We start from the raw sequence: 12,678 nt of genomic DNA on the forward strand, positions 1-12,678 counted from the left end.
CCTCGTCAAGGGCGTTGACGAGGAAATTAAGGAGCTGGTCTTCGTGGAGTCTACCGTCTGCTTGCCGGGTATTAGACACACCTTCTGCAAGCAGACCTCTCAACTAACCGGCTTCGTGAAGTACTGATAGTTGGCGCCGGTACGACCGGACGTCGCAGGCATCGCGGAAGGGACAGTTTGAACACCCGGCGTCGTCGGGGTCGTTGATTGTCGGATGGAACGTTCCGGCTTCGATGCCGGAGACGATATCGCTGAGTCGTTGCGGAACGACGTCATCGAGGAACTCCCGGAAGCCTGCTCGAGTCTCGATGCTAGGTTTGTCCGAACTCTGGTAGACCATCGGTGTTCCGCCGTATCCGTCACGATATGAGTTACCGAGCCAGCTCGCGTTCTTCGGGTCATCACCGACGAACCCGATTTGACCAGCGGTGCTGCTCACCTTCCCGGGTTCCTTGAGCCGGTAGTATCCACCTCCGACGGCCTCGGTAACCTCGTCGACGTTCGCCTCCAGCATCTTCGCGTAAATCGGGAGTTGGAAGCTGAGTCCATCCAGCGTGTCGCGTTCGGAAGAAGTGTACCCGGTCTTGTAGTCACGGACAATAGCTCTCCCATCGGACGTCATTTCGCCGCGGTCGAGAACACCGCGGATCGTGGTTCCGTCCACCTCGAAGGAGAGCTTGGTCTCGAACCAGGCCGGCGCTGCCGTCAGTGGACCGTTCTGAAGCCGATTGTCCGGGTCGACGTACAATGCGAGCTCTTCTTCGAGGAACCGCACGAGGATACCCGCAGGTCGCCCATCGACGGCGGTCCGGTTGTAGTACTCGTTTTGATCAGCATCACCGAGACCGGCCAGTAGTTCGAAGAGCCAGCGGTCGTCGAACTCGTCGTCGACGGCTTGGAGTTCGTCGACCGCGACACGGAGAAGTCGCGTCTCCAGATCATCTTGATCGAACCCTGCGAGCGAAACCGGAGACCCAACCTCGTCTCGGAGTTCCGTGTAGAACCGCTCCAGAATCTCGTGAACGTAGTGCCCACGATTGATTGGTTCCTCGTCTCGGTCCTCTTCCTCTAGCCCGAGGACTTCCTTTGCGTAGAAGCGGAACGGGCAACTGGCGTATCGCTCTACCTGCGTCGGCGAGAGTCGGTCAAGGTGGAACGAGAGGTCCTGCGCCGTCCCCGAAGTGAGCCAGCCCGTATTCTCTGATGGACGCGCCAACCCACGGTCGGCGGCCGTACGAATGCCATCAATCGCTGTCTCTCCTGGTGTTGCCTCTGTATCGAGTCGATCACTGCTGCCCGCCGTGTCTACGAACAGTCCCGTCGCCGACGCGGTAGTCGCGTACTCGCCGAGTGTGTCTAGACTGACTCGAGCGCCAGCAGTTGCGAACGCTCGCTGTGCGTCAGCTCGCGCACCGATTTTATCCCGCCGACCGGTCGGGGTCTGCCCGACGAGGTGGCCGAACTCATCCCGTCGCTGTGGCACCGTTTCGGTGATTCGACGGAACTCGGCCAGGATTCCAGCATCGATGTACGCTGTCCCGTCGAGTTGTTGTTTCGGCCGCGAGAGCGTGACGGTCTCAGCGGCGGCGACGAGACTTGCGATGCGGTACTCGGCCCGTCGAGCTTGGTCGGCTTCGGCAAAGTCGGGATGTGCATCTGTTACGGCGTTCACAAGTGCGAGTCGATTCGCTGAACTCGGGAAGTGAGACGCTGTCAGACCGAGGACGAACACGTGGTCGAACGTTCGCATCCCGAGTTCCGCCGCTCCGAGGACTTCGACTCTCCCATCGCGAATTGTTGGATCATCGGTGATGGAGACGGCACCGAGTGCATGCCGAGCGCGTTCGAGGTCGTCTCCGTCTCCCGTCCGTTTGACTGCGTCAAGGACTCGCTCGGCACTGCGGTAGACGACCCGTTGCGACCCAGTCGTCGTTCGATCTTCTACCGTGTCCTCGATTCCGAGGCACTCAACGAAGTGGCGATAGGCTTCGATGCTCCCGTCATCTGCCACGGTTTTTGCTTCGACGAGAAGCTCGTCGATAGCCGCTCGGTACGGCTCTTCGACGTCGCTGAATTCTTCCACGTCCGCGATCGCATCGTGTGCCTGTTCGCTATCGACGTTCTCCCAACTCGGCAGCACCGGCTCTACGAGTGGGTTATCGAGGAGGCTGCGAAGGTCATCAGTGATCTCTGTCTCATCAAGTAGCTCCAGCGCGGTCAGGAGAGCAGCTCCGACCGACGTTCCATCCAGATCGTAGTCCCGGGCGACAGCATATGGAACGGATCGCGCAGAGAACTCACTGGCGAGACGATGGGCGTACGCCGATGGCGCGGTCACGATAACGCCGATGTCGTTCGGGTCAACGCCGTCACCCAGGAGTTCCTGTACCTGCCGTCCCGTATACCGTACTTCTCCTGGACGCGATGACGGGACGACAGTCTCGACGGTCGTCTCGTCAAGCGAGAGTGTGGTGGCATCAGGACGGAAGGGTGCCGACGCTAACCGTCGATTCGCGGGTGGGCGAGACTCACGGGCTGTGATTGCATCTGTTTCGAATTCGAGGTCGTTGATGAAGAACTCCCATGCAGGGGCCGTTGCGACGTCGACACCGCCCGGAGAGTCCGTTCCGGTCAATCGGGAGAAGGTCGCGACTGTCGGCCAAGTTTCCGTGATCGTCTCGACTACACGCGATGCGAGGACAGAGAACGTGTCGAACCCACCGATGATGACGGCGTCAGTGTGTGGGAAGCACTGAGCAGGATTGGAATTCGCCACCCGTCGGTACCGCTCGGCCCAGAGGGTCGTAGCTGAACCATCGGGGAGTCCCTCGCGTCCATCGTAGAACCGCTTGGTGATGGCCTCGAGCTCGGCGCTCAGATTGACCAGCCCTTCGTCACTCAGGCGGTCGCGGACGGCTTCTGGTGAGAGCAGTCCGGCGAATTCGACGAGGCTCAGGAGGTCCTCCATCTGCTCGATGAGACCGGTTGGAGGCAGTCCGTCCCCCTCCATGAGCGACCACTTGGCGGGTGAGTCTGAGAGAGACTGTTCGACGAGTCGGAGGCGGGTTGGCTGGTCCATCCGCGAAGCAATACCGCCGATCGCTTCGCGGTCGTAACACCGGTCGACGAACTCGTCGAGTGTGAGCGCAGTGAGTTCGAGCGGGCGGCCGATGTCTTCCCACTGCGTTTCGATTTCTGGGAGGCGATGAGGTTGATTCGCGATGTAGAGGACGCTTTCGGGATTTTCTCCCGATTGAGTCGTGGCCCAGTTGAGCGCTGCCCGATCGACCGCAACAGCATCCGGGCCACAGAGAAGCCGAGACATTCCTTCTGAGGAGTGTGTCGGCTTTACCACATAATGCTACCTGAAGATATCATGATGGAAGCGGCCCTCTCATCAAATCATAACCGGATCGTGTTCATTCCACACGCGAGAGCGACGCAGGCACGTTGATGAAGAGTAGTCAATCATTCAATTTCTCCTGATTGTAAGATATAACGGCAAGACGGCGGCGTTACACATCGATGACGGGGGGTGTGGTCGAGCACGATTTACACTTCGATGACGGGACGTCAGACGCATGGCTTACACATCGATGACGGGGGGTGTACCAGACAGGTTAGTGAAATCAGAAGCAAATCCGAACTCAGAGTAGCGAAAACCGGTTACACATCGACGACGGGGGGATCTCCGACGATGGGCTGCTGAATAGTACTTCGTCGTCGGTTCGGAGTGGGTAAGACCGAAGACGTTGAATGTGAGGAATAGACTCGTCGTATCGCCAGGATAGACATCGACGGTGGTGAATCTTTTTATGCCTCCAGAATGCAGCAAGCGTATGGCCGGTAGCGATCAGGGTGGGACGGATCAATCTACCCTTGGAGAAGAAGAAACACGTTCTCAGGCGGCAGAAACTGAAACCGACGCCGCCGAAGCGGATGCCGCCGGTAACTCCGCTTCAGCACGCGATGAAGTAGATTCCGCGGAGAACTCGCAACGCTCCATCCGCGATATGCTCGATGAGGAGGGTGGTGCGTCGGTTTTCGACAACAGAGATCTCGTCGAGCCCGATACGATCATCGACGAGGAACGGATCGTTGGTCGCGATGACCAGCTCGAGTCCGTTGTCTCGTTCCTGAAACCCACCCTGCAAGGGAATCGGCCGCCGAACATGCTGTTGTATGGTCCAGCAGGCACGGGAAAATCACTCATCGTTGGAGCTGTTACGGAGCAAATCATCGAACTCTGTAAGTCGAAGGGAGAGCGCTTCGGCGTCGTCTCGATCAATTGCCAACCGATCAATACGCTCGACCAAGCGGTCTACGAACTCGTTCAAACCGTCGCGAAGAACGTGGGCGCAGAGGTCGGTGTTCCTGAGACAGGAGTGTCGACCAAACGCAAGTACCGTCGACTGTACGAACTCATCAACGAGAACTATGACTCGGTCATTTTCATCCTCGACGAGATTGACCTCCTGGTCGGCCGACGCGCAAATGACGAGCCGGCTTATTCGAAACTTCTCTACCAGCTCTCCCGTGCGAGCAATACGAACGAAATCGAGGGACGGGTCTCAGTTGCGGCGTTGACGAACGATCCGAAGTTCATGGAGAACATCGACGGGCGTGCAGAGAGCTCATTCAATCCACGAGACGTCTACTTCCCCGATTACGACGCCAATCAGTTGCGCCAGATTCTCAAAAATCGGCGAGACGCCTTCCGGCCTGATGCACTGGAAGATGACGTGATTCCACTGGTTGCGGCGTTCGCAGCGCAAAGCCACGGTGACGCTCGGAAGGCCATCGATCTGTTCCGCGGTGCTGGTGATCTCGCTGACGAACGCGGGGAAGAGGAAGTTCGCGAGGAACACGTCCGTGAATCGCAGGAGGAGATCGACAAGGACCGATCACTGAAACTCGTTGAGGGGTTGACGACCCAGAAGAAGATATCCCTGTATGCGACAGCAGCGGTCGCCCGATACTCCAGGCGGTCGGGAAGTTCAGTTCCGAGTCCAGTCGGGTTCAAAGTCTATCAGTGGGTCACGGACGAACTCGATGCCGATCAAATGACTCGAGAAACCTACGTCAAGTACGTGAAAGAGCTCTCCACGTATGGATTGATCTCGACGTCGAGGAAAAGCCGAGGACGTGGTGGTGGGATGTACATGGAGTTCACGTTCACGGGAGATCCAACAGCGATTATGGATCGAATCGTCGAGGACACGAGGCTAGAAACCATCGGTGGCCAAGATGAGCTCCTTCAGTCGGTCGTCAATGCTCAGTTGAACGAATTCCACGAGAAGTAAGAGCACCTCCGATGTCGTGACGCCGTTTCTATGGAGACGTCACCCCCCGTCATCGAAGTGTAACCGATTCTTTTCCCGGAGTTGCACGTTGATAGCGTTCGAATCCCCACAGAGCCAATCAAACTGGACGAGATTGTTCTCGGGTGGTCGATCCACGGAGGAACTTCGATTACGGGTAGGACGTGAACCCCCTCCCCCCGTCATCGAAGTGTAAATCCTCACCAGAGGGAGGGTACAGAGGACGAGGAGCAAGACGCGGATCGGCCAGAGAGGCCACGAGAGCCGCAGTCTCACGGGAAAGAGACACTAGAACAAACACGATGAGGAAGTTGTTCCCCGCTCGGTACGTCGGAGTTCCACTCCTCCGAACCTTCGCGGTAAGCGCTATTGCGGTTACGGTACTGATGGGTGGTATATAAAACTTCGTCAGACTAGTGATAATCGTGGAATATGTGATAATTCTCCTGTCTCGGCGTCTCTTCGTCCTATTCGTCGCGCTTCCGGCCTCTTTCGGCTGTTCTCGTCTCTGCCCCCCTCCCGCCCTCGAGAGTTTACACATCGATGACGGGGGGGGAGGGTTCCGAGTAATCGGCAAGGGATCGTGTCCGCCCCCTTCGTGATCGCTCGCTACTCTCGTGGACTCACGGGGGCGATATACTCGTTCTTCCAAGAATCACCCTCTCGCCACTGCCAGTAGAAGTAGTGATAACCGGGCTTCGTCTCCTTCACTGTGATGTACGCGCCACTCGTCGGGACGTCTTCATAATCGTCTGGATCCGTCGAGATATCGCGCTCGTCCAGTTCCTCGAGGTCCTCCTTATCGACCTCTTCCTCGGCTCGTCGACGCTCGAGTTCTTCTTGTCGCTGTCGACGTTTCCATTCCGCCAGATCAGCCGCGTACGTCGCGACCGCTTCTAGCCGTTCCGGGGATTGGTTCTCGAGTGGTTCGCGAAGATACTTCGGCAACTCTGGTGCGGGCGGTTTCTCCGCGATGTCCTCGGTCATAGTTACCCCACGAACGGCGTGTCACATCAATCTGTGGGGTAACTTTGAGGTTTAACGATGCTCACCCCCCGTCATCGAAGTGTAAGACTGCTCGATACGCCTTGTTAGGGCTGAATACTCGACATTCGATCTTCGACGACGACAGACAGAATACTGATAGTTCCAGAAAGCACTTCATTCCGCCTCGTCGAACGGGACTGTTGGATCGACTGACGGGTAACACCCGTCTGGAACGGGGAGTATGGACATCTCACGAACGACATTCAAGTGCGCTGGACAACTGGTCGGCTACTTCGTGCTGGGTCTCGTCGGCACGGGGGCTATCGTCCTCGGATTACTATACGTATTTCAGCCGATTCAGCGCTCGTAACTGAACGTACATCTGTTCTGAACCGCCTCGTTCTCGCGAGAAATTCGGCGCGGACGAATCAGCGGCCTATTCGATGATATCGCTCGGCGTGAACAACGAGAGATCGTCTCGTTCGGCAGCAGTACTGCGGAGCCCGTCGGAGAACCCGGAGCGACAGAAACAGCAGTAGTGATACGTCAGCTCTTCACCGCCGTCCCGCGACCACTGGACCTCTTGGGCGGTCCGTTCGAGATCAGCGAGATCGCCTTCGGTCATTTCCCGTGTCGTGTATTTGCACTCGCCGGCGACGAGCGTTCCGTCACTCCCGAGGCCGACGACGTCGAGTTCGTGGTTGCGATGCCACCAGTAGCCGATCCCTTGGTAGGTGTTCGGAAGTAGCGATGGGAGGGCGTTCTGACAGACGATCTCGAACATCGGTCCCATGTAGTCCGTGAACGTCGGCTCGACGAGTTCCTCGTAGGCCGCGTCACCGAGCTGGACGAGCTTCCCGGTCTGTCCATAGACGTAGCGGAACCAGAATCGGAAGAGCGGCTCCTTCAATCGATACCGGCTCTTGCGCGTCGCGTTCGGATTCGCCGTGACTGGGATGTCCCGCTCGACGAGCCGTAGCCGACGGAGCTTCGAGAGGTACGATCCGAGGCTGTTCGAGTCGACACCGGCGAAGTTGGCGATCTCGCTGGTTTCGTGGTTCCCGGTGGCGATGGCCCGGAGGATCGTGTAGTAGGTCTGTGGCTCGCGGATGCCGAACTCGGTCCGCAACAGGAACTCCGGCTCGTTGTGCAGGACGCCGTGTTCCGAGAGGATGCGCGCCTGGATGTTCTCAGCGAGCGTCGCGGACGGATCGAGCGCACGGAGGTAGTACGGCGTCCCCCCGAAGACGCCCCACGACTGGACCGTCGTGTCCGGGTCGTCTCCCGGATAGAACTGCCTCGCGTCGTCGATCGACAGTGGCGGGAGATCGATCGCGCCCGTTCGTCGCCCGTACAGCGGACTGCCGCCACCGAGGACCTTCTCCTCCATGACGCTGATCGACGATCCGACAAGGACGAGCGTCATGTTGGTGTCTTCGAGCTGGGTGTCCCAGACGCGCTGGATCTTCGAGGGCAGTGCCTCGTCGGATTGGACGAGGTACGGGAACTCGTCGAGGACGACGACCGCGTCCTGTCGGCCCAGCGCTCGCAGGAGTGCCTCCCAGTCGCGCTGGATGTCCTCGAGGAGGGGAAACGTCTCGCTGGCGGTCGTGACGAAATCGGCGAGTTGTACCTCGGGGGTTTCCTCGGTCGCCTGCCAGTAGACGGCATCGTCGATGTCGGTCGTCGCCTCACGAACGAGGGCGCTCTTCCCGAGCCGGCGGCGACCGTAGATGACGAGCAGCTCGGCTTGCTCGCTGTGGAATGCTGTCCGAAGTGTCTCGAGTTCGTCCGCTCGATTGACGAACCGGCGCTGTGTCATACCTCCGATTCTGGGCGCGGAAGAATAATACTGGCGATTATCTAAATCACGATTTTGTTAATCGTGATTTTGCTCTTGTCTGTTCCGATAGTGACCTTCAGCAGCATCGAGAGCCGATACAGAGGTGCTCAGTCGGTTCAAGTAATTCGGTTTTCGGCGAAACGCTTACCACCGAATTGGATAGTTCGTCTATCATGGGTGGAACGGATTCGCGGAATGGTGCTCTCGACACTGTTCGCGAGCGACTCAACGTCGTCACTCAGGAGACGCGATTTTCGCTCATCCAGGACATTCTCGGGCATCCGTCGGGGCTGCCGACGCTGAAGGAGTTGGACTACGTCAATCCGAGCCGGAGTCAAACGACGATTCGCCAGCATCTACAGCGCCTCGTCGAGACGGGCATCGTCGAGAAAGTCGAACTCCCTGAGGACCGTCGGCAGAACGATCTCCCGTACACGTTCTACGGAACCAGCGAGGAGGGGCGTCGATTCCTCGAGGAGCACAAGCTTTTGCGCGCAGAGGAGACCCTACGGAAGATCTACGACCGGGTCGAGAAGACCGCCGAGATCGAGCGCTACGAGTCAGCCCCGCGTCCCGAGCGGTGAATGATTCAGCGATTCGATGTTGACGCCATGGCGAGTTACCCCACACTGTTCGGCCAGTTCTACTCCGTGGGGTAACTTCGGGCAAACTCCACTTCAGAGCCTGGCTACCGACACTTACTGGAATCCGACAGTAGAGTCATCGTCGAACGCGTTCTCTGAGGCGGAACCATCGATGTCGGATAGATCGACGTCGGCAGTCGATTCGGGATGGGTGTCTTTCGTCATCGTATCGAGTTCCTCGGGAGTGGGGAAATCCTCGACGGAGACTGTCTGTGCATCCCGTAGTGCAGCTCGGCGCTTGGCATCTGTAACGAGTTCCTCAATGTCAGCTCCGCTGAGACCGGCAGTGTGGCTCGCGAGCTGTGCCAGTTGTGCCCCAGTGAGGTCGTGTGGAACCCCCCGCAATTTCGACTGGAAAATCGCGTGACGGCTCTCCTCTCCCGGAAGACCGATCTCGACGTGCGTTGCGAGTCGTCCAGGGCGAAGAATCGCGGGGTCGATGTCCTCGGGCCGATTCGTTGCTCCGACGACGATGGCCGTTCGATCCTCGGCGGTGAGATGAACGAGTAACTCGCTGGTGATCTTTCTGTCCTCGGCGTGCGCTCCACCAGCGCCGACGTCGCGACCGCCGAAGAGGTGCTCGGCCTCGTCGAGGAAGATGACGCAGGGGCCGACTGCCTCGGCTTCCTCGAAGAGCTGTCGGATCCGCTGAGGTCCTTCGTTAATCCACTTGCTAGTCACGTCCGCCGGGCCCAGCTCAAGGAACGAAATATTGAGTTCGCCAGCGAGCGCTCTCGCGAACAGGGTCTTACCGGTGCCTGGTGGGCCGTAGAAGAGAATTCCACGTGACGGTTCGATCCCGAATCGATCGTATCGGTCGTCACCGCGTGCCGCTGCTTGGACAGGCTGGAGGACCTCTTCAGCGAGTCGTTCTTTCACATCATAGTAGCCAGCGACGTCGTCGAAGCTGATGTCCGACCGAGTCCAGTTGTATTCGAATTCTTGATCACCCGGTGTCATTGCCGGTGCTCGTGAGGTTCCTGGATGGTGGCCATCAGGAGTCTCGATTTTCGACGTAGACGTATCTACTCCTTGCCCAGACGATCTATTCGTTCTATGTTGATTCTCTTGAACCATCTCCTTGATTCCTTCAGAATCTATGGACGGACTGGGTAGGTGACGTCCAGTGGCGTAGTAGTAACCGTTCTCACCCTGTGGATCGTAGTAAAGTATGGCGATGAGGGAGGCAGCAATCCCTAATCCGAGTGCTGCTTGTATCTGCGGATCACTCGGGCCAATCCCTGAGAGGAAGTTCAGTTGGGAGATCGTGATGAGGGTGGCGACAAATGTGATTCCCTCAGCGACCAACAACAGTATAACAAAGAATTGGTAGACCAACGCGAATGGATATAGACCGATCACACCGACGGTTTTCAGAATAGGGATTCGCAAATCCCCTCCGATGTGTATCGCTAGGATTCCAAGGCCCAGTCCAACGACTACAGTCGGCGGTAAATTCAGTAGGGGTGCGACTACCCACATGTGGAGGAGGGCCAATGTCGTCCAACCGAGCATGAAGAACAGTCGGTAGATACCACGCTTCTCGTGCTTGCACTCCATGACTCGGTAGGTCACGTACTCGACGCTCGCGAAGAGACCGAGAAAAACGATGACGCTAATAGCAGTTTCGAGAATGCTCATCGGATCACGTGATCGGTATCAGGAGACCTGTGATGGGCGGGCGCTGCGATCTGCGCGATTATCTCGCGCCAGGGTTCGGGGCTCATATGGGCCGCGGTGTGTCCGTACGGCCACTGGGAACGGCATCAACAGATGCGTTCACAATGGTCTATATTCCTTTCAAGCCGGTCCTACGCTATAACTTCTCGCTTCAGAAGGGTTCATCAAGGGGGCATTCACATCGTCTCGGATGGCTCACCACTGGTATCATCGTCCCAGGGTGGAGCAGAAGCCTGTCCTGGTCCCTCTTCCTGCCGGGCTGTCCAGTCGATATCGGACTCGTCGGCCGTGTCGGCGAGTTCGTCGTTGGCTCCAGGACCGATGAGGTGTTTTCCACCGCGTGTTCCCATATTGTACGCCGCGTAAGGACTACGCGTCATCGCACCAGCAAAGACGATCCCACTCGCCTTCCCAGCTTGGACACCGGTCTTTCTTGCTTGCTTGCCAGCTCGGCCGGCCGAAGCCGCAGCTCGTCCGGGAACCTTCGCAGCAGATTGTGCAGCTTTGATTCGCTTCACGCTACGGGCCGACCTCGATGCATCCATCCTGAGTGCTGCTGCTCTTTGCCCTAAGCTCTGAGCTCTGTCGTTGAGATCGACTGTTGTCTCTCCGCCCGCGGCAGTCGGGAAGGTCGCCTTCCCTTCGGCATCGGGTGTTATCGTCGTTACACCCTCTGCGGGTTCCTCTGCCCCCGTGAGGATCCCGCGGTCAGCCGCTTCTGTGACGTCGAATTCACCATCCTGATACGCTTCAGTTAGGAAATTGCGATTCGAATCGGCTTCGTCGGCGGCTTTTGTATTCTGAGCGATTGTTTCTCGATGAGCGTCTATACTCTGGGACCCGACTGCCATTCGTGCCCCGGCCGTTCCGGTGCTCTTGGTTTTAGCACCCAATCTCCTCGTCGTGGCTTTTGCTCTACTAGCCTGTGATCGCGCCGTCTGTACTGCGGGCGCTCCAGCGAGTTTATCTCGAGCGTAGCTAACCTTCTTGGAGAGCAGTCCTGAGGCAGGATCGATCTTATCTTCTACTGGCGGTTCCCGCGTTCCGATCGCCTCTGAAACGCTGCTGCGCATCGTCCCGCCAATCGTCGAGTTCCCGGTGGCCGCAGATGGATCTGCAGCAGTGCCGCCGGATGTTCCACCAGAGGATCCGCCTGACGATCCCCCACTCCCGCCTCCACTTGTCCCGCCAGAACTCGACTTCGAAGCACTACTCACGGCTCCCGAACCTGCACCAGCGCCGACGGCGACTGCTCCGACCCCCGTGGCGGCGATTGCGGCGGCGACGGTCATCGTGAACGCCGCGTCGACGCCGAGCGGTTGCCCAGCCCACCCAATCGTCTTCCAGATGACGACGAACAGGATGATCGGGAAGATCAGTGCCAGCGCTGCTGAGACGTAGAAGCTAGCGACGTCACCGCTCGCAGAGATCCCACCGGTCGCGATCACGTTGAATACGCGCATCACGAGGGCGATTATCGGGCCGACGAGCAGCGCATATACACCCATCCGGAGCCACGTCGCGGCGAAATTACTGATCGATTTCATCGGTCCCCAGTTCGCGTACCACAGGACCGCGAAGAAGGGAGCTCCGACGGCAACCGTGACGACGATGAACTGCCGGAGGACCAGCAGTACCGACGCAATGATCGTCGCGATGAACATCAGTGGCACCGCGACGAGGAGCGCGATGACTTCGACGCCCAGCCCGAGTGTCGAGCCCCAGCTCCCGCCGAGGTCGGCATTGAACGTGAGGACGAACGTCGGCGGGGCGAGTGCGTTGGTCACCGCGTTCGACGCCTCGATGAGGAACCCGAACAGCGGCTGGGAGATCGCGATGAAGAAGATTACTGCGACCACGCGGGCAACCATGTTCCACAGCGAGGTCTCGCGGTCCTGACTGAACGGCATCGCGATCAGTCCGCCGGCGATTAGGATGGGCAACAGCGCGATCGAGAGCCGGAAGACGTCGTCCCATGCGCCCGTGACCTGCGCGCTCGTCATAATCGAGGGCTCGATGGTCAGCAGCGGCTTCAGCCCGACATTGAACATGAAGTTGATCGCACTGACCAGAATCGAGCGGAGGAACTCGAAGATAGCCCGGACGATCGCGTCGGGCAGCCAGCCGAGGTCCAGGAGGTCAGCCATCGGTCTGTCCCTCGAGTGTGGTCACGAGCGTTCCGCTACCCGGGCGGGAGTGAGCC

At 58.5% G+C, this 12,678-nt stretch carries 7 protein-coding genes; 2 read left to right on the forward strand and 5 right to left on the reverse strand.

Going from position 1 to position 12,678, the window contains the following annotated elements; genetic code table 11:
• Positions 1-103: 103 nt before the first annotated feature.
• Positions 104-3,325, reverse strand: coding sequence for a PD-(D/E)XK nuclease family protein (locus tag NDI79_RS22630; RefSeq protein WP_310930879.1), 3,222 nt, complete (start codon positions 3,323-3,325; stop codon positions 104-106).
• 514 nt (positions 3,326-3,839) lie between these two features.
• On the opposite strand from NDI79_RS22630, the gene NDI79_RS22635 reads away from it, so the two are divergent.
• A complete protein-coding gene (locus tag NDI79_RS22635) occupies positions 3,840-5,303 on the forward strand; it encodes an orc1/cdc6 family replication initiation protein (RefSeq protein ID WP_425499661.1) in 1,464 nt (487 codons plus the stop codon).
• 627 nt (positions 5,304-5,930) lie between these two features.
• On the opposite strand, the gene NDI79_RS22640 is transcribed toward NDI79_RS22635, so the two are convergent.
• Positions 5,931-6,308, reverse strand: coding sequence for a hypothetical protein (locus tag NDI79_RS22640; protein ID WP_310930881.1), 378 nt, complete (start codon positions 6,306-6,308; stop codon positions 5,931-5,933).
• Between the two features lie 436 nt (positions 6,309-6,744).
• Positions 6,745-8,130, reverse strand: a complete 1,386-nt coding sequence (locus NDI79_RS22645) for an ATP-binding protein (protein WP_310930882.1) — start codon at positions 8,128-8,130, stop codon at positions 6,745-6,747.
• Between the two features lie 194 nt (positions 8,131-8,324).
• Here NDI79_RS22645 and NDI79_RS22650 point away from each other — a divergent pair, with 194 nt between their 5' ends.
• On the forward strand, positions 8,325-8,735 hold the full coding sequence (locus tag NDI79_RS22650; protein WP_310930883.1) for a helix-turn-helix domain-containing protein: 411 nt from the start codon (positions 8,325-8,327) through the stop codon (positions 8,733-8,735).
• Positions 8,736-8,849: 114 nt separating this feature from the next.
• On the opposite strand, the gene NDI79_RS22655 is transcribed toward NDI79_RS22650, so the two are convergent.
• Together NDI79_RS22655 and NDI79_RS22660 are read right to left on the reverse strand one after the other, a co-directional pair.
• Entirely contained in the window at positions 8,850-10,436 is a 1,587-nt protein-coding gene (locus NDI79_RS22655) for an ATP-binding protein (RefSeq protein ID WP_310930884.1), read from the reverse strand.
• A 215-nt stretch (positions 10,437-10,651) separates the two neighbouring features.
• Positions 10,652-12,622, reverse strand: coding sequence for a TrbL/VirB6 family protein (locus tag NDI79_RS22660; protein ID WP_310930885.1), 1,971 nt, complete (start codon positions 12,620-12,622; stop codon positions 10,652-10,654).
• Between the last annotated feature and the right edge of the window lie 56 nt (positions 12,623-12,678).

Origin of the sequence: Halogeometricum sp. S3BR5-2, from assembly GCF_031624635.1 — an archaeon.
In the GTDB taxonomy this organism is placed as follows: domain Archaea; phylum Halobacteriota; class Halobacteria; order Halobacteriales; family Haloferacaceae; genus Halogeometricum; species Halogeometricum luteum.

Bases quoted from the DNA above. Each gene is read 5' to 3' on its own strand.
- NDI79_RS22660 (WP_310930885.1), bottom strand. From the start codon at position 12,622: ATGGCTGACCTCCTGGACCTCGGCTGGCTGCCCGACGCGATCGTCCGG.
- NDI79_RS22655 (WP_310930884.1), bottom strand. From the start codon at position 10,436: ATGAGCATTCTCGAAACTGCTATTAGCGTCATCGTTTTTCTCGGTCTC.
- NDI79_RS22630 (WP_310930879.1), bottom strand. From the start codon at position 3,325: ATGTCTCGGCTTCTCTGTGGCCCGGATGCTGTTGCGGTCGATCGGGCA.
- NDI79_RS22645 (WP_310930882.1), bottom strand. From the start codon at position 8,130: ATGACACAGCGCCGGTTCGTCAATCGAGCGGACGAACTCGAGACACTT.
- NDI79_RS22640 (WP_310930881.1), bottom strand. From the start codon at position 6,308: ATGACCGAGGACATCGCGGAGAAACCGCCCGCACCAGAGTTGCCGAAG.
- NDI79_RS22650 (WP_310930883.1), top strand. From the start codon at position 8,325: ATGGGTGGAACGGATTCGCGGAATGGTGCTCTCGACACTGTTCGCGAG.
- NDI79_RS22635 (WP_425499661.1), top strand. From the start codon at position 3,840: ATGGCCGGTAGCGATCAGGGTGGGACGGATCAATCTACCCTTGGAGAA.